Source organism: Nitratidesulfovibrio vulgaris str. Hildenborough, from assembly GCF_000195755.1.
Classification (GTDB): Bacteria; Desulfobacterota; Desulfovibrionia; order Desulfovibrionales; family Desulfovibrionaceae; genus Nitratidesulfovibrio; species Nitratidesulfovibrio vulgaris.
On sequence record NC_002937.3, the window covers coordinates 514,688 to 532,815 of the forward strand.

Annotated in this window: 13 protein-coding genes; 10 read left to right on the top strand and 3 right to left on the bottom strand. The window is 65.7% G+C overall.

The genetic code is table 11. The annotated features are described in order from the left end of the window. The first annotated feature begins 128 nt into the window (after positions 1-128). Positions 129-1,073 (top strand): bifunctional riboflavin kinase/FAD synthetase, encoded by a 945-nt coding sequence (locus DVU_RS02190; RefSeq protein WP_010937757.1) that lies wholly within the window; start codon positions 129-131, stop codon positions 1,071-1,073. A 4-nt stretch (positions 1,074-1,077) separates the two neighbouring features. Next, entirely contained in the window at positions 1,078-2,889 is a 1,812-nt protein-coding gene (locus DVU_RS02195) for a chloride channel protein (protein WP_010937758.1), read from the top strand. 139 nt (positions 2,890-3,028) lie between these two features. Here DVU_RS02195 and DVU_RS02200 read toward each other — a convergent pair whose 3' ends face one another. Continuing rightward, a complete protein-coding gene (locus tag DVU_RS02200) occupies positions 3,029-4,465 on the bottom strand; it encodes a tRNA1(Val) (adenine(37)-N6)-methyltransferase (protein WP_014524241.1) in 1,437 nt (478 codons plus the stop codon). A gap of 216 nt (positions 4,466-4,681) precedes the next feature. On the opposite strand from DVU_RS02200, the gene DVU_RS02205 reads away from it, so the two are divergent. Further along, on the top strand, positions 4,682-8,065 hold the full coding sequence (locus DVU_RS02205) for a UvrD-helicase domain-containing protein (RefSeq protein ID WP_010937760.1): 3,384 nt from the start codon (positions 4,682-4,684) through the stop codon (positions 8,063-8,065). Between the two features lie 110 nt (positions 8,066-8,175). Here DVU_RS02205 and DVU_RS16680 read toward each other — a convergent pair whose 3' ends face one another. After that, a complete protein-coding gene (locus DVU_RS16680; protein WP_014524242.1) occupies positions 8,176-8,325 on the bottom strand; it encodes a hypothetical protein in 150 nt (49 codons plus the stop codon). Positions 8,326-8,473: 148 nt separating this feature from the next. Between DVU_RS16680 and cbiR the strand changes: the two genes are divergently transcribed. Next, the gene (gene cbiR, locus DVU_RS02210; protein ID WP_010937762.1) at positions 8,474-9,241 is read left to right on the top strand and encodes a cobamide remodeling phosphodiesterase CbiR; all 768 of its coding nucleotides are present in this window, start codon (positions 8,474-8,476) and stop codon (positions 9,239-9,241) included. A 21-nt stretch (positions 9,242-9,262) separates the two neighbouring features. Further along, positions 9,263-10,270 carry a DHH family phosphoesterase gene (locus DVU_RS02215; protein WP_010937763.1) on the top strand — a complete coding sequence of 336 codons (1,008 nt, stop codon included), beginning with the start codon at positions 9,263-9,265 and terminating at the stop codon, positions 10,268-10,270. Positions 10,271-10,425: 155 nt separating this feature from the next. Here DVU_RS02215 and DVU_RS02220 read toward each other — a convergent pair whose 3' ends face one another. Beyond that, complete coding sequence (locus DVU_RS02220) at positions 10,426-11,676, bottom strand: EAL domain-containing protein (RefSeq protein WP_010937764.1); 1,251 nt, start codon at positions 11,674-11,676, stop codon at positions 10,426-10,428. Positions 11,677-12,983: 1,307 nt separating this feature from the next. On the opposite strand from DVU_RS02220, the gene DVU_RS02225 reads away from it, so the two are divergent. Genes DVU_RS02225 through DVU_RS02245 form a run of 5 tightly spaced genes read left to right on the top strand, consistent with a single transcriptional unit; the run spans position 12,984 to position 18,034 of the window. Beyond that, positions 12,984-13,784: a 2-amino-3,7-dideoxy-D-threo-hept-6-ulosonate synthase gene (locus tag DVU_RS02225; RefSeq protein WP_010937767.1), complete on the top strand. Its 801-nt coding sequence runs from the start codon at positions 12,984-12,986 to the stop codon at positions 13,782-13,784. A gap of 8 nt (positions 13,785-13,792) precedes the next feature. Continuing rightward, positions 13,793-14,764 (top strand): 3-dehydroquinate synthase II family protein, encoded by a 972-nt coding sequence (locus tag DVU_RS02230; RefSeq protein WP_010937768.1) that lies wholly within the window; start codon positions 13,793-13,795, stop codon positions 14,762-14,764. Between the two features lie 2 nt (positions 14,765-14,766). Continuing rightward, complete coding sequence (gene pheA, locus DVU_RS02235; RefSeq protein WP_010937769.1) at positions 14,767-15,942, top strand: prephenate dehydratase; 1,176 nt, start codon at positions 14,767-14,769, stop codon at positions 15,940-15,942. Further along, entirely contained in the window at positions 15,942-17,261 is a 1,320-nt protein-coding gene (locus DVU_RS02240; protein WP_010937770.1) for a 3-phosphoshikimate 1-carboxyvinyltransferase, read from the top strand. Before pheA ends, DVU_RS02240 begins: the two co-directional genes overlap by 1 nt. Beyond that, positions 17,258-18,034: a prephenate dehydrogenase gene (locus DVU_RS02245; RefSeq protein ID WP_014524243.1), complete on the top strand. Its 777-nt coding sequence runs from the start codon at positions 17,258-17,260 to the stop codon at positions 18,032-18,034. The genes DVU_RS02240 and DVU_RS02245 overlap by 4 nt, the downstream gene beginning before the upstream one ends. Positions 18,035-18,128: the final 94 nt, after the last annotated feature.

Genomic DNA, 18,128 nt, shown 5'->3' on the forward strand with positions numbered 1-18,128 from the left:
CGGGAGAGGAGGCACATGCATGGTCGTATGCCTTGAAGGCGCAAGCTTGAACCGCAGGGCCGTTTGGGGTAGCAAGAAAAGCCCGCACGGCCCGCCTGCGGGCGACGTCCCACGCATACAGGAACCACATGGAAATCGCGCGCGAACTGCAAGAGATAACCCTCGACCTTTCACGGGGGACATGCGTCACCATCGGCAACTTCGACGGTGTCCATCAGGGACACCGCAAGCTCATAGGCCGCACCCGACAGAAGGCTGCCCTGCGCGGCATGCCCTCGGTGGTGGTGACGTTCTGCCCGCATCCCCTCCGGGTTCTGGTCGGCCCGCATACGCCGCCGCTCATCACCGACTACGACAAGAAGCTAGACCTGCTTGAAGGACTCGGTGTCGACCTCGCGCTCATGCTGCGTTTCACACGCGAACTCGCCGCCCTTGAGCCGGAGGACTTCGTCCGTACCGTGCTCGTCGAAGGGCTCAACGTCCGCGAACTGGTAGTGGGCTATGACTTCTCGCTCGGCAAGGGGCGCAAGGGCAACGCCGAAGTGCTGGCGCAGCTGGGCGCCCGCTACGGCTTCGAGGTCGAACAACTCGACCCTGTCATCGTCAACGACGCGGTGGTCAGTTCGACGCGTATCCGTGACCTCATCCGCGCCGGAGAGGTATGGGAGGTACGCCCCCTGCTGGACAGGTTCTACGTGGTGCGCGGCAAGGTCGTGCACGGCATGGGGCGCGGTGGCAGGCTGCTTGGCTTTCCCACCGCCAACATCGAACCGCGTGACGAACTCCTGCCCATGCCCGGCGTCTACGCCACGTGGGTGAACGTCGATGGCGCGTTGCACAGGGGGGTGACCAGCATCGGGCACAACCCCACCTTCGGCGACGAACGCCTCTCGGTCGAGACGCACATCCTCGATTTCGACCGCGACATCTACGGCTGGGACATCAGCGTCGCCTTCGTGCAGCGCCTGCGCGAACCCAAGCGTTTTTCCGGCCCCGAAGAACTCGTGGCGCACATCCGCCACGACGTGAGCCTTGCACGGCAGATTCTCGACGCGCCAGAGGCGAGGCTGTAGGCCCGTGTTACGCATCCTGGCCACCCCATGGCGCGAATTCGCGCGCCTGTATTCCTCGGTGGCCTTCGTGCGCCTTGCGGTACTCGGCATCGGCCTTGGCGTGGTGTCGGGGTGCGCGGCCATGCTCTTCTTCCTAGGCATCGAGTACGCCAAGCATCTCATCCTCGTTGCATGGGCCGGTCTTTCGTTGCCAGCCCCCGCGGGCGAGGGGCTGTTCCATGACGCAGCGGCGGGCGGCGCGTATCGTCCGTGGGTCATTCCACTGGCCACCTGCGCCACGGGCCTTGTCACCGGCTGGCTGGTGCAGCGTTTCCTGCCGGACAGTCTCGCGGGCATGACGGACGGCACCGACGCCATGATTCGCGCCTTTCACAGGGGCAAGGGCGTCATCCGCAAGCGTGCCCCGTTCATCAAGGGGCTGACGTCCATCCTCACCATCGCATCCGGCGGTAGCGCCGGGCGCGAAGGGCCCATCTCGCAGATAGGCGCGGGGTTGGGGTCGTTCGTGGCCGACAGGCTGCACCTTTCCACCAAGGAACGGCGACTGCTCATGCTGGCGGGGGCCGCGGGCGGCCTCGGGGCCGTGTTCCGTGCGCCCCTCGGCGGTGCACTCACCGCGATAGAAGTGGTCTACCGCGAAGATTTCGAGGCAGAGGCCATGCTGCCCGCCATCCTCTCCTCGGTGGTGGCGTATACGCTCTTCGCCTACGTCTTCGGTACGGAACCCATGTTCGCCATCCCGCGATTCAGCTTCAGCGACATGCGCGAACTTCCGTTCTACCTCACCCTCGCGCTGGCATGTGCCTTCACCGGGTGGGCCTATGTGCGGACCTTCAGGTTCATGAAGTACGGCGTCTTCCTGCGCCTTGCCGAACGTGTCGGCATCATGTGGACGACGGCGCTGGGCGGCCTGCTGGTGGGCCTCTTCGGCATCATCTACACCCCCATGCTCTCCGACGGTTACGGCTGGGTGGAACAGGCCATTCTCGGGCATCTCACCGTCACCACCATGGTGACCATCATGGTCGCCAAGACGCTGGCAACCGCCATGACGCTGGGGTCGGGCATGAGCGGCGGCATGTTCGCGCCCGCCCTCTTCGTGGGCGGCATGACCGGGGGCGTCGTGGGCTATGCGGCGCACGACCTCTTTCCGCACATCGTGCGTGAACCGGGCGGGTATGTGCTTGTGGGCATGGCGGCGTTCTTCGCGGGCGTGGCCCATGCCCCCGTGGGGCCGCTCATCATGGTGTGCGAACTGACGCAGGGCTACGGCCTGTTGGCCCCGCTGATGCTGGCTTCAGCCGTGTGCATCCTGCTCAATCGCAAGGTGTCGCTGTATGAGAACCAGGTCGAGAACAAGTTCGAATCGCCCGCCCATGCCAGCGACGCCACGGTGAACCTTCTGGAGGGACTCACCGTGCGCGAGTGCTTCCACCGTGGCAGGGTGCCGACCCTCGAAGAGGGCACCACGCTGAAGGCCCTCACCGACGTCATCGCAGGTACGAGCGTGTTCACCTTCCCGGTGCGCGACGCCTCGGGAGCGCTGTCGGGCATTCTCGCCGTGCAGGACGTGCGCGCCCTGCTGTACGAGGAGAGTCTGTTCGACCTCGTGGTGGTGCGCGACCTCATGCGGCCGCTGCTGACGCTGGCCGAGAGTGACGACCTTTACGCGGCGCTGCTGCGCTTCGTGGACACCGACCTCAGCCATATCATCGTCGTCGATGATGACGACCGCGAGAAGGTGCTGGGGCTGCTGTACCGCGCCGACCTCTTCAAGGCCTACAGCGACGCGTTGCGTATCGCCCGCGAGGATTAGCCGCCACTGCGGGCGGCAGGCGAGAGCTTCCGCCCTTGTCACTCACTGCGGGAGAACCTGCCCCGGCGGGGCTGACTGCCCGTTGCGCGCCATGTCGCCTCTCCCCGCTGTCTTCTCCCCGTCTCTTTGTCCGCCTCCCTCATTTCATGCCGCGTGCGTTGCAGGCCAGCCACGGGCAGAAACGCAGGGCATCCGCCGTGAGCGTGGTCGTCTCGCCTTCGCCTTCGTACAGGATGAGCGGAGGTTCCACGACAAGGCCGGGTCTTGCCCCGCGCATCGCCTCCACCAGAACGAGAACGGCTGGCCCGGTAACGCGGCTGTGGACGCAACGCAGCCGTTTCGCCTCAAGTCCGGCGTCGGCGAGTGCGGTCAACAAGGCTGATAGACGTGCCGCGCCGTAGACGCATGCGAAGCGTCCGCGTGTCCGCAGAAGAAGGGCCGCAGCCCCGATGAAGGCTGCAAGCGTGCCCTTCGTCTCGAACAGGGCGGCGTTGCGCGCGGGCGTGGCGGCAGGACGTCCCGTGCCGGGAATGCGGTATGGCGGATTGGCGACCACGAGGTCGCACGTCCCCCGGAGGCGGGCGGCGAGACCATCCCTTTCGAGAGGCGCGTCGGCATCGTCCGCCGGTCGGCTTGCGGCCGTGTCATCGTCCGGGTGTGCGCCATGGCGCAGTGTGATGTTCCCCGCTTGCGCCGGTGCGCCGTGGGTGGGCGATGCGAGGCTGGCGCCTCCCGTGTCGCGGCGAGTGCTGTCACATGCGTGGGCATCGCAGGGGGGGCGGGCGCAAAGGCGGGTCAGGTCGGCATGGTGCACGGTGAAACGTGTGCTGAGACCAAGGCGGTGAGCATTGGCGCGGGCGGCGTTCACCAGTGCGGCATCCTGTTCGATGCCCACGCCGGAAAGCCGCGAAGACCCGAGAAGCAGCGCCAGCCCCACCACGCCGCATCCTGTGCCGAGGTCGGCGAAGCTGCGGGCGGCTGTGCCACCCGCGAAGGATGCAAGCAACAGGGCGTCGGCGCTGAAGCGAAAGCTGCCCGCAGGCTGGTGCAGCCCCCGTGGAAAACGGGCGCGGGCCGCGGCCTCGTCTGGGCCATCGTCCGTGTCCTTGTCTGCGGAAGCCGGGGGGGCACCCTCCGCATCTTTCGGAGACGCTGCGACTCTCGCTGGCGTTGCGGGAGCCTCGGTGGACGGCGCACCTGCTGCGTCCTCCACGGCGTTGTCACTCGCGTTGCCGGAGGGTTGCAGAGGGGAGGGGACGACGATGGTTCCGGCAACGTTACCAGCATCATCGCCGGCGGCGTTGCCGGTGCCGGCCATGTCGCAGGGACGTCCGGCGGGCGTGGGGTTGGAGGTGTCGTGCATGGCTTCAGGGTAGGCGAGCCAGCATTGCGGTGCAAGACGTTGCCACGGCTTTTCGTGTGCCTGCGGCAACCGCACGGACGAGCGAGACCGCATGTCGGGTGCGAGACTGCCATCACGGTACGTGCCGACGGGCCCCTTGCCGCAGGGTATGGGGCGGCCGCCCTGCTTTCGTGCGGTGGCGCAGGGCATCATGCGGTAACCCGTGCGGTGCATCCCGAAGGTTCTTCTGCGGGGCGCAGGGAAGGGCCTCGGAATGGGGCGTTTGGCCGAATGTCGGTGCGGGTTTGCGCATGGCATGGTTTGCAGGTACAGGAAAGGGGCGAAGAGGTGGGGCACGGCTTGCGATGTCTTGCGGGGGATGTCCTTGCACGTGTCTGTAGCGACGCGACAACCGCCAACCTCCTCCGGGAGCCATCGCAAGGCCCGGTCATGCAGCAGTTTAGAGCCGACCTTCATATCCATTCGCGCTTCTCAAGGGCCACCAGCAGTCGCCTCAACGCCCGGCATCTGGCGGCGTGGGCCGCCGTGAAAGGGATCGATGTGCTGGGTACCGGCGACTTCACCCACCCGCAGTGGCTTGCTGAACTTCGAGAGCAACTCGTGCGCGACGACGCTTCGGGCCTCTACAGGCTGCGTGACCCGCGCGGACTCTCCGACGAACTGCCCGCCTTCGCCGACAGGGTGAAGCAGTCGCGGTGCCTGTTCGTGCCACAGGCCGAGATAAGCTCCATCTACAAGCGCGGCGGCAAGGTGCGGAAGGTGCACAACATCGTGTACATGCCCGACTTCGACGCCGTGGACCGCCTCAATCGCAAGCTTGCCGAGGTGGGCAACCTCGTGTCGGACGGGCGGCCCATCCTCGGGCTGGATGCCCGCGACCTGCTGGGCATGGTGCTCGATGCCGACCCGCGCGGGGTTCTCGTGCCCGCCCATATCTGGACGCCATGGTTCGCCGTGTTCGGTTCCAAGTCGGGCTTCGACACCCTCGACGATTGCTTCGGCGACCTCACGGGCGAGATTTTCGCTCTTGAGACGGGGCTCTCGTCCGACCCGGAGATGAACTGGCTGTGGAGTCATCTCGACCGTTTCGCGCTCATCTCCAACTCGGACGCCCATTCCGGCGACAATCTCGGGCGCGAGGCCAACCTCTTCGAAGGCGAGATGTCGTACGACGGCATCTTCCGCAGTCTGCGCGGTGACGCCGTGGATTGCCGCTTTCTCGGAACGCTGGAGTTCTTCCCCGAGGAGGGCAAGTACCACCTCGACGGGCATCGCGCCTGCAATGTGGTGTACGAACCGCGCGAGACCGTGGCGCGTGGCGGCCTGTGCCCTGTGTGCGGCAAGCCGCTGACGGTGGGGGTGCTTCACCGTGTGCTCGAACTCGCCGACCGCGACACCCCTGAACAGGTGGCGGGGCGGCAGGGCTTCCGGTCGCTGATACCGTTGCCCGAGATCCTCGGCGAGATTCTGGGGGTGGGGGCCAAGAGTCGCAAGGTCGCAGACTGGACGGGTCGACTGGTGCAGCGCTTCGGGCCTGAACTCGCCATCCTGCAGGATGTGTCGCTGGACGCCCTGCGCCGTTACTGGGAACCGCTGGGCGAGGGCATCGCCCGGATGCGCCGTGGCGAGGTGCTGCGACAGGGCGGCTACGATGGCGAGTATGGCGTGGTGCGTGTGTTCACCGAACGGGAACGGGCGTCGCTGCGCGGTGGCGGCGGGTCGAAGGCCGCGCTGCCGTTGCTCGACCTCGGAGGGGCGGCATCCGCACCGGCCGTGCATGACACTCCGGGCCGGAGGAATACCGGGACGAAGGATGCGGGCGCCGGGGGTATCATCTCACCCGCTGTCGCAGGGGCGGACGTGGCGACGTCTGCGAAGGCGTCCGGCGGCAGGGCCGCAAGCGCATCTGAAGCCGGGGGCGCGAACGCGTCTGCCGAGACGACCACCCCGCACGATACCACTGCCGTCCGGCAGACCTCCGCAGATGGCGGGGGAGAGGGACCGGGACTGGCTTCGCTCTTCATTTCAGCGCGTCCGGCAGAACCGCCTGTGGATTTCAATCCGGAACAGCGTTCCGCCATCGCAGGCGGGCCGGGGCCGGTACTGGTGCTGGCAGGTCCCGGCACGGGCAAGACCCGTACGCTGGTGGGGCGTGTGCAGCGGCTTGTGGCCGAGGGGGTCGCCGCACGGCGCATCGTGGCCGTCACATTCACACGGCGTGCCGCCACGGAGATGGACGAACGCCTGTCCGTCACACTGGGCGACGGTGCACCGTTGCCACGTACCGACACGCTTCATGCCCTTGCCTTCGAGTTCTGGCATCGGTCATCGGCGCAGCCGCCCGTGCTCCTTTCGGAAGAGGCCGCCCGCCGGGTCTTTGCCGAGGCCAACCCCGACGCCACGGCACAGACGCTACGCGAGGCATGGGACGAACTGGCCGTGTGCCGCGAGCGCATGCAGGTGTGTTCGCTTGCGCTGGCCCCTCTTCTCGACCGCTATGTCCAGCAGAAGGCCGCGTGGAATCTCGCCGACTATACGGATTTGCTGGAATTCTGGCTTGAACAGATACACAACGGCCTCTATGTGCCCCCGTGGCGTCATGTGCTGGTGGACGAGATACAGGACCTCTCGCCGCTGCAACTCGCCCTCGTGCGTGCCTTGCTGCCGCCGGGAGGCGAAGGGTTCTTCGGCATCGGCGACCCCGACCAGTCCATCTACGGTTTCAGGGGGGCGCACGGCGACGTGAAGGGGGCACTGGATGAGGCATGGCCGGGCCTCTCGGTGGTGACGCTTCGCGCCAACTACCGTTCGTCGGCGAGCGTACTCGATGCCGCCGGGGCACTCATGGAGGGACGTTCGGCGTGCGGGCGTCTGCGGGCCGTACGTGACCTGCCCGCCGACATCAGACTGTTCGAGGCCCCGTCCGCAGAGAGTGAGGCCGCATGGATAGGCGACCGGATACGGTCGCTCATCGGGTCCACGGCGCATACGCTGGTGGATGCCGCACCTGAGGGTGCGCTACCCGGAGAGGGAACGTTCGGCCCCGGCGACATCGCGGTGCTGGTGCGGGTGCGTGCGCTCATTCCCGTGCTGCAACGCACGTTGTCGCGGCTTGGCGTGCCCGTGGCAGCCCCTGAGACGGAGGCCTTCTGGGCCGACCAGCGGGTGTCTCTCATCCTCGCCGCCGCCGGACGTTTCGTGGGTATCGGCAGTGCGGTCGCCGGAGGGCCCGGCGACGAGGTGAATTGTCCTGACAAGATGCTGGCGCGTGGCCCGCTGGGCGTTGCGGCCTACCTGCGCGAGTCGCCTCCCTTCGATGAACTGTTCTGGCAATCCGCGGCATTCAAGGCGTTGAGCAAGGCGTATGACACGCACGGGGGATGGGTGGGGCTCATCAACTGGGTGAATCTGCAAAGCGAACTCGAGACCGTGCGCAGGCGTAGCGAGAAGGTGCAGGTCATGAGCCTTCATGCCGCCAAGGGGCTCGAATTCCGTGCCGTTTTCCTGCCCGCGCTGGAAGACGGCATACTGCCCTTCGCCGGGGCGGCGACGCTTTCAGGACACGCCGACCGGGAACACATGCGCACCGACCTTGAGGAGGAACGCCGCCTGTTCTACGTGGGTATCACCCGTGCGGCAGAGGGCCTCTACCTCAGCCGGGCGTCGCGTCGCACCCTCTACGGGCGCGAGGTGCGTCTCAAGGCGTCGCGTTTTCTCGATGATGTGCCGGTGGCGGGGGTCAAGCGTTCAGCGCTGGTGCGTCACAGCAAGCATAGCGTGAAGCAGTTGAGTCTGCTTGGGGGCGGCGACTGATACGTCAGAAATGCTAGCCTGCATTCCGGGTGATGTGCCGGGGTATGCCCCCGGTCATGGCGCAATCGTGCTGACAGGCCCGTGGGCGGCCGGGGTGCGCGGACTTGAACCTAGTGCAGCCCGCAGACGCGGTAGACATACCGTTCGTACAGGGTCGAGACCCTGCCTGCGGCGCGTTTGCTGAGTCCGGCCTCGCGCAGGCGACAGTATACATGAAGGGGGTTGAAACGGTGTTGCAGGAAATGGCGGACGTGACGCATGGTACTCTCCTGTCTCCCGCATGGGAGACGCATCGGATTTTGCAAGGCCCGTGCCCTTTCGTCGACCCTCTGTCTCCATGCCCTGTTGCAGCGAAACACTTGTCGTCAGGAGCGGTACGGTGACGGATTATGGTCGCAGGGTGGAGGCATGACCTGCAAGCGCGCCCTTACCGCATACCCTGAGCTTCTGTCCAGAACCGTGGCGGCCCCTTCTTGGGTAATGCCTGGAACTGTTCGGGATAATGCCATCTTTCTTTCAGGTGAAGTGGACGAGGTGGGGTTGTGCTTCTTCGAGACCGCAGCGTGTCTCGCCTACGGTGAGAACGACCTTCCGGAACATCTTGCCGACCTGCCACTGGGGTGGCATGTGCACCTGCCGGGCGACCTGCCATGGTGTGACGGAGGTGCAGAAGCTGCCGTCCCTGCCCTGCGGCTCATGGACAAGGTGGCCTTCCTCGGTGCACATCGCGCCGTCCTGCATCCGCCCGTGGGCTTTGCCGACGGTGCCGCACGCCTTGTCGCCTTCGTGCGTGCGTGGGAGGCTGCCGGACGCAATCCTGAAGACCTGTGCCTCGAGAACATCCGGGGCGAAGACCTGACAGGGTTGTGGCGCACCCTGTGCGACCTCGGCTGCAAGGTATGTCTGGACATGGGCCATGTGCTGTCCTACGGTCAATATGGCCTTCTGTCCCTGCCGGGCCTCTCCGGGAGAACGTCCATGTTGCATGCCAATGCTCCGGGGCCGGCGGGAAGGCATCTGTCGCTCGATACACTCGACGGGGCGGGAGGCGGCGTGGGGCGCGCCATGTGTGCGCTGCTGCCCGACGATGCCGTGGTCATGGTCGAGGTGTTCGACTGGGAGGGGGTGCGACGGTCGCTGCCCTTGCTCGAAACATGGTTCGCCGCGCAACGCTGACGGCGCGACACAGAGGTGGCAATGTCGTATTTCCGCAAGCTGGATACGAAGCTTCCCCATCTGCTGGAGCTTCTCAACCGCGAAGAACGCTGGCTCATCGTCATCAATGCCGACCCCGATGCCATGGCGTCGGCCATGGCGCTGCGGCGCATCATGATCCATCGCGTGGCGGATGTTGCCATCGCCCGTGTCAACGAGATCACCCGCCCCGACAACCTCGCCATGATCCGCTACCTGCGCATCCCCATGGTCAAGCTCACGCCTACCGTGGCAGCGCAGTTCGACCGCTTCGCGGTGGTCGATTCGCAACCGCATCACCATCCGCTCTTCCGTGACCTCAGCTTCTCGCTCGTCATCGACCACCACCCCCTCAGCGAGAAGAACCCCGTCATCGCCGACTTCAAGGAGATACGCACCGAGTACGGCTCCAACAGCACCATCATGACGGAGTTCCTGTACAACATGCACATCAGACCGGGGCAGTTGCTGGCCACGGCGCTGCAATTCGGCATCAAGACCGACACGGCAAGCTTCGAACGCGCAGCGTGCGATGTCGACCTGCGTGCCTACCGCTATCTTTCCAAGTTCTCGAATCCGGCGCTGCTTTCGCGCGTGGCCCGCAGCGAGTTCAGACTGCACTGGCTCGACTATTTCTCGAAGGCGTTCATCTCGATGCACAAGTGCGGGTCGGGGCAGTACGTCTATGTGGGCGAGGTCGAGAATCCAGACATCCTCGTCGTCATCGCCGACTTCTTCATGCGCGTTCACGAGATTCGCTGGACGGCCGTGTGCGGTGTGTATCAGGACACCATCGTTGTCATCTTCCGTGGTGACGGCGTCACCCGCGACCTCGGGCGCTACGCTTCGGCACAATTCTCTGACATCGGTTCGGCAGGCGGGCACAAGGCCATGGCGCGTGCCGAGATCCCCCTCGAGAAGGCTGCGGGGCGCAACGTCGAGTTGTTCATCTTCAAGAAGTTGCTGGCACCGCGCAAGTCGGCGCGTCCTCGCGAGGAGGCGAAGCCGTGAGTCGTCTGCGGTACCCGTCATCCCGGTCGATACTGTGATGGATGTTTCGGAGGCGGCCAATGGCCGCCTCCGTCGCGTATGCGCCATGTGAAGCGCTGCATGGCACATTGACGAGGCAGATGGCGGGGGCTCTTCCGGCTTCGGACCGTTTACTGTCAGGTCGCGGCACCGTCTCCGGTATGGCGGGCCGTGGCATCGACGCAGAGAATGTGGCTGCGGCCCCCCGCACAGTTGAAGCGCACCCCCACGGTGATGCACAGGCTACCTGTCGCGGCCGAGATGTAGGGTTGCGATACGCTGGCATCCACACCTCCGCGCAGGGGCTGGAACCATTCCTTGAGCGAGTGGTCGGTGCCGCGCGTGGCGGGACGATAGAGCACGACACGCTGCGGGATGCCTTCGCAGGGGCGGCACACGGAGTCGGTGGTCTGGCTGCCGAAGGCGTCGAGCACATAGAGGCATTCCATGTCGGGCATGTGCGGCAGGGCCTCTCGCAGGATGCGCCCGAAGCGGCGGGGCGACTGCCCGTCCAGCGCAAGGCGCAGCGGTCTCACAAGTTGCAGAAGCCGCTGGTGCTCCTGTTCCTCGGCCCGCAGGCGTTGCAGGGTCATGCCTGCATACAGGAGCATCGAACGGCGAAGTGCGGCAATGGGCTCGCGTGGTGCGGGAACGGGTTGCGGGTGTCCCATCAGGTAGCCCTGAAGCATGTCGACGCCGAGGTCGATCATGGTCGCCGCCTCCTCTTCGCGTTCGACCCCTTCCGCCACCGTCACGGCACCGATGCGCCGCGCCAGCGCCACCAGAGAGCGCATGACCTCGCGCCTGTGGAAGGTGGCGTCGCAGCCTGCCACGAGGTCGCGGTCGAGTTTGATGACGTCAGGGCGCAGGGCGGCGATGCGTGCGAGATTCGAATAGCCTGCCCCTACGTCGTCCAGTGCCAGCAGAAAGCCCGCTTGCCTGTGGCGTTCGCAGAACCGTGAGAGGGCCGCGTCATCGGGTACGGCCGATTCGATGATTTCGATGACCACGTTGTGCGGGGGAATGCCCCAGCGCTTGGCGCATTGTTCGATGTGCCCCGAACCCACAGAGTTCTTGTCGAGAAGTGACGCGTCGATGTTGACGAAGAGCAGCAGGGCCGGGTGTGCCACATGGTGGTCCGAAAAGGCCGCGAAGGCCCTCTCGCGGCAGAGACGGTCGAGTGCGAGTCTTTCGGCAGGGGTCTTCGCCGCACCGAAGAGGCGCAGGGGGCTGATGCTGCCGGTGCCCGGCGGGTCGCCGGGGGCCATGCCGCGTGCCAGTGCCTCGAATCCTGCATGACGGCCCGTACGTATTGCCACAAGCGGCTGGAAGTAGGGTGTGACGTCGCCCTGTGTCAGGGCCTTGCGTGCGATGAGGGTGTCTTTCATACGAGGTCCGGGATGCCGGGTCGGGATGGCGGGATGACCCGACCCGGCGGCCCCGGCACGGGCCGGGGCAGATGTTGTGCGAAATGTGTCGGGCCATGTGCCGGGCTTTTCTGGTTCACTCCGAAGGCTTCGTCGCGCGCCTCCCCGTTGATGCGTGCAAGCCGTCCATGCCCTGTGGCACTTGGAGGTCGTGCCGGTGACGGGTGCGGGCTATCCGTTCTTTATCGGCGCGGTCGGGTGACCCTTCACTCGGTGATGTCATCCGCAGGCAGGGTGCTGGGGTGCGGGCCGAAGAGCCTTGCCCCTCGCAAACTGTCAGCTTCGAAGACGCACAAGGGGTAGGGGATGAACCCCGTGCCATGGCGTGAAGGACGTCGGACTCGGCTGTTGTCGCGAATCGCCATCCGCGGCCACAGTGCCTGTGGAGATGAACGCGACGCCGCTGCCGGCGGTGTGTGGGGCGGCGGTGAGAAGAAGTCCCAGCATGAACCCGGCGAAGGCACAGGCGACGGTCGCTACGACACGGACGCGTCTGCCCGGAGGCAGGCGTCTGTCGGGGTGACGCGAAGGGGCGGCGTGCGAGCGCGACCTGTGGCGGTCTGTGATGGTAACGGGCGGCGTCAGCCCAGACATCAGCCCGGACTTTGACCCGGACGTGACGTGGCCGGAGTGGAACATGGGCGGTGCGTGGTGTCCTGACATGGTCTCCCCCACTGTTGAGGTTCGACAGTACCCAAGCAATGGTCGGGCCTCATTGTCAGAGAAGGCATGATTTCAGTGTGTTAGGTGGTGATGTGGTTGGGTTTGAGATTCGATAGCACGATGAATTTAACATAATGCGTATTTTTTCGACTTAAAAAATAGCATAATTGTAATTGTACGGCAGGCGACTTTCGCACCTTTTTCAATTTTCTACTTGACAGCGCGAGGCGCGGGTTCGTATGATTCACATCAGCTACAAGAAAAAGGATATTGAAAGGTCAAGGGCAACATGCTTACCATCAACGCCACGTACTTCCCCACTTCCGGTGCCAGCTATTACTGGTACTTTTTTAGCTATGGAGAAGCCCGTGGCCTGGTGGGTCGCGCCTAGACCTCATTAAAGGATCAGGTGCACCGAGACAACAGGGGCCGCGGGCGAAAGCCAGCGGCCCTTTTCTTGTATCCGGCGTCGGAGCGCGCACTGCCGCCGGAAAGGAACGAGGGGACGCCCGAACGTTCCATCAGCAGGGGATGACACATGCGGCGGAACCGCCAATGAACGGGCGCAGCGCGCCGCAACAATGCTTCATGACGAGGATGGCATCATGCACATAGGCAAGAAGATCAGAATGGAGCGGCTCTTCAACCGCACCACAGGGCGTTCGGTCATCGTTCCTCTCGATCATGGCGTGAGCGTCGGCCCCATCGACGGACTGGTGGACATGCGTGACACGGTCAATCAGGTAGCCGAAGGCGGCGCGGATGCTGTGCTCATGCACAAGGGCCTCGTGCGTTGCGGGCACCGCGAGGGCGGCCGCGACGTGGGCCTCATCGTACATCTCTCGGCCAGCACGTCGCTGTCGCCGTTGCCCAATGCCAAGACCCTCACCGCGACGGTCGAAGACGCCATCAAGCACGGTGCTGACGGCGTGTCGGTGCACGTCAACCTCGGTGACGAGACCGAGCGCGACATGCTCGCCGACCTCGGCCGTGTGGCCACCATCGCCAACGACTGGGGTGTGCCCCTTCTGGCCATGATGTACGCGCGCGGCCCGCGCATCCGCGACCAGTACGACCCGCAGGTGGTGGCGCATTGCGCCCGCGTGGGTGTTGAACTGGGGGCCGATGTGGTGAAGGTGCCCTACACCGGTGATATGGATACCTTCGCCCATGTGGTGCAGTCGTGCTGCGTCCCCGTGGTCATCGCAGGCGGGCCCAAGCTCGACTCCACCCGCGACTTCCTCCAGATGGTGCATGACGCCGTCCGTGCCGGGGGTTCCGGTCTTTCGGTGGGGCGCAACATCTTCCAGCATGCCCGCCCCTCGCAACTGGTCAAGGCCGTGCGCGGCCTCGTGCATGAGGACTGGGACGTGGAACAGGCCATCGCCATCGTGGGCGAGGACTAGGCGTCGCCATGCGTACCATCCTTTTCAAGAGCGTCCCCTTCAGCAAGGAGGCTGTGACGCTGGCCCTCGAATCGGGCGTGGACGGCATCATCGTGCCTGAGAAACATGTGGCCCCGGTGCAGGCACTGGCCCGCTGCAAGGTGCTGTGCGACGATGCCGTCTGTACCCTCGAACTCACCGCCAAGGCGGATGAGGAGGAGGCGGCAAGCCGCCTCGCCGCCGGTGAGGACGTGGTGCTGGCACGGGGCTGGGAAATCATCCCCGTCGAGAACCTGCTGGCACGGTCGGACAGGGTGACGGTGGAGGTGGCCTCGCTGGACGAGGCACGCCTCGCTGCTGGCATCCTCGAACGTGGCGTGTCCACCGTGGTGGTGCTGCCGCAGGCCGTGACGGAACTCAAGGCCATCGTGCAGGAACTCAAACTCTCGCAAGGGCGCATCGACCTCGCCCCCGCCGTGGTCACCGCCGTGCGGCCCGTGGGCCTCGGACACCGGGTGTGCGTCGACACCATGTCGCTGCTGCGCACGGGGCAGGGCATGCTCGTGGGCAATTCCAGCGCCTTCACCTTTCTGGTCAACGCCGAGACGGAGCACAACGAATACGTTGCGGCGCGGCCCTTCCGCATCAACGCCGGGGCCGTCCATGCCTACGCCGTGATGCCGGGCGACCGTACCACCTACCTTGAAGAACTCCGTTCCGGCAGCGAGGTGCTCATCGTGGGGGCCGATGGCGCGACGACCATCGCCACCGTGGGCAGGCTCAAGGTCGAGGTGCGCCCCATGCTGCTGGTCGAGGCGCGCGTGGGCGACACCGTGGGGGCGGTCTTCCTGCAGAATGCCGAGACCATCCGCCTTGTGCGCGCTGACGGTACGCCCGTGAGCGTGGTGGCCCTGCGCGAGGGCGACGAGGTGCTGTGCCGTACCGACGTGGCGGGACGCCACTTCGGGATGCGCATCACCGAAGACATCAGGGAGGCCTAGCCGTGAGCGCACCCGAACCCGTGAACGGCACACCGCCTGATGTGGCGCAACGGCTACAGGCCATCCGCGTGACCATCGACGGTCTCGACCGCGACCTGCTTGCGCTGCTCAATCGACGCGCCGCACTGAGTCTTGAGGTCGGCCGCATCAAGGCCACCGACCCCGGCATCGTCTTCCGCCCCTTCCGTGAGCGCGAGGTGTTCGACAACCTCGAAGCCGCCAATGAAGGGCCGTTGCCCGACGAACACCTGCGAGCCATCTGGCGCGAGATCATCTCCTCGTCGCGCAGCCTGCAACGCCCGCAGCGTGTGGCCTACCTCGGCCCTGAAGGCACCTTCTCGTATTTCGCAGGCATGGAGTTCCTCGGCAGGGCCATGGACTACAGGCCGCAGCCCGGTCTGCCCGACGTGTTCCGCGCCGTGCACGACCGCCAGTGCGAACTGGGCATCGTGCCGCTGGAGAACTCGTTGCAGGGTACGGTGGGGCAGAGTCTCGACCTCTTCCTGCAACACGAGGTGTTCATACAGGCCGAACTCTTCTGCCGCATCAGCCACTGCCTGCTTGGCACGGCGGCGGCACTGGCGGACATCGACACCGTGTACTCGCACCCGCAGCCGCTGGCCCAGTGCGGCGGGTGGCTGCGTGCGCACCTGCCCAACGCCCGCATCATCCCCACCGAATCCACCGCCGCGGCAGCCCGCAGGGCGGCGGGCGAGGCGGGGGCCGCCGCCATCGGTCACCGCAGCCTCGCTGACCTTCTCGGGCTCAACGTGCTGGAACGGGGTATCGAAGACCAGCCAGACAACTGGACGCGCTTCGTGGTCATCGCCCCCGCCCCTGCCGACCAGCAGGGACGCGAGAAGACCTCCATGCTCTTCTCCCTGCCAGACAAGGCAGGTGCGCTGGCTGGAGTGCTCGAACTGCTGGCCCGCGAGGGCATCAACATGAAGAAGCTCGAATCGCGTCCCTTGCGGGGCGAGAAGTGGCAGTACGTCTTCTTCGTGGACGTGGAATGCGACCTCGGCACTGAACGGTACGCCCGTCTCGTCGAAGAACTGCGCACACTGTGCCACACGTTGCGCATTCTCGGCAGCTATCCTGTGGGGCCGCATTTCGACATGGCGGCGCATGAAGCGTTGCCCGGTCTGCCCGATCAGATAGGCCAGGGAGGCCTGTGATGGAACCCGTAGTCGTCACCGCACCGCCGTCCAAGTCGCTCTCGCACCGCGCTCTCATCGGGGCGGCGCTGGCAGCAGGCGAGTCGACGGTGGAACATGTGCTCGAAAGCCGCGACCTGACCTGCACCGCCGACATCCTCCGGGCGGCGGGGGCGCACATCGAACGGCGCGCCCCCGGAAGCTACCTCGTACGCGGCGTGGCGGGCACCCCGGCAGGGGGCTTCGAGGCCCCCGTATCGTGCGATGTGCACGAGTCGGGCACCACCTGCCGTCTGCTCACGGCCGTGCTGGCGGCGGGCATGGGGCGTTTCCGCATCCATGGTGCTCCGCGCATGCACGAACGGCCCATCGGGGAACTCACCGACGCGCTGGCATCACTTGGCGTGCAGATAGCCTTCGAGGCGCGCGCGGGCTTTCCGCCGCTCGTCATCGACGCTGCCGGTATGCGCGGTGGCGAGGTCTCCATCGGCATGGACGAGTCGAGCCAGTATCTTTCCGGCCTGTTGCTTGCCGCGCCGCTGACGCAGGGCATGACCGTGAACGTGGCTGGCAAGAGCGTCGTGTCATGGCCCTATGTGGGGCTCACCCTCCAGACCCTCGAGGATTTCGGCATCGACTTCACCGTGGAGACGCGTGACGCCGTCGACGCCCCGTGGGGCGCGGTGGACTGGCGTAGCCTGCACGAGGCCGTGCCGGGGCTGGTGCGCTTCAGGGTACGTCCCGGCATGTACCGCGCAGGCAGCTACAGGGTGGAGGGCGACTGGTCGGGCGCAAGCTACTTTCTCGCCGCAGGTGCCGTGGGCCCTCGCCCTGTGCGCGTGGAGGGGCTGCGCGTCGACTCCCTGCAGGGCGACCGGGCGTTGCTCGACATCCTCACCGCCATGGGTGCCGACATCCGCCCCGGAGAGGGGCATGTGGTGGTGCATCCCGCCCCGTTGCATGGCGTCGAGGTGGACATGGGCCACTGCCCCGACCTTGTGCCCACGGTGGCGGCGGTGGCGGCATTCGCCACGGGGCGTACTGTCGTCCGTAACGTGGCCCACCTGCGTATCAAGGAAAGCGACCGCATCGCCGCCCCGGTGGGAGAATTGCGCAGGGCGGGCGTGAACGCCGAGGAACGCGCCGACGGGCTGGTGGTGCAGGGCGGTGCCCTCGCCACTGAACCGGGTACGCTCTTCTCCGCCCACGGCGACCATCGCATGGCCATGAGTCTTGCCCTGCTTGGGCTTGGCGGGGTGGATGTGCGCCTTGACGACCCTTCGTGTGTGAGCAAGTCGTTCCCGCATTTCTGGGAACTATGGGAGAAGGTGAGGGCATGAGCGCCGTGAAGATAGCCCTCGTGGGTGACAAGGGACGCATGGGGCGTCTGCTGACGTCGCGCTTCTCCGCTGCCGGGTGCGAGGTCGCCGGTGTGGACAGGCCCCTGACGCCCGACACCGTGCGCCCGGCGGTGCAGGGGGCGGATGTGGTCATCCTGTGTGTGCCCGTGGAGGTGCTGGCAGAGGTACTCTCGATTGTCGCACCGCTGCTTTCTCCCAAACAAGTGCTTGCGGACATCACGTCAGTTAAGGTACGACCAATGGAAGTGATGCAGGCGTTTCACGCCGGGCCGGTGGTGGGAACCCATCCCCTTTTCGGCCCGGACCCGCAGGACGACCATCTGCCTGTGGCTGTGACGCCCGGTTCATCCGCCCGTGACGCGGATGTAACACTCGTGGAGCAGTGTTTTCGCATGATCGGCTGTGACACCTTCCGTACCACGGCGCAAGAGCACGACCGTGCCGCCGCCATGATACAGGGGCTGAACTTCATCTCCAGCGTCGCCTATCTCGCTACGCTGGCCCACAATGAAGAGCTTCTGCCCTTCGTCACGCCCTCCTTCCGCCGCCGTCTCGACGCGGCCCGCAAGATGCTCACCGAAGACGCAGCCCTGTTCGAGGGCATGTTCGAAGCCAATCCTGCCAGTCAGGACGCCGTCCGTTCGTTCCGTTCCTTCCTGAACATCGCTTCCGCCGGCGATGTCGACGTGCTCGTCGACCGCGCACGCTGGTGGTGGCGCACGCATGATGACAGGGGAGGAGCACGCCAGTAACAGGCGTACGGCACCGTCATATCGTTGTTGCAGCCGCGCTCCCTCCCCGGGGGCGCGGCTTTTTCTTTTTCGCCACAAAAGGGGCAAACGCCCG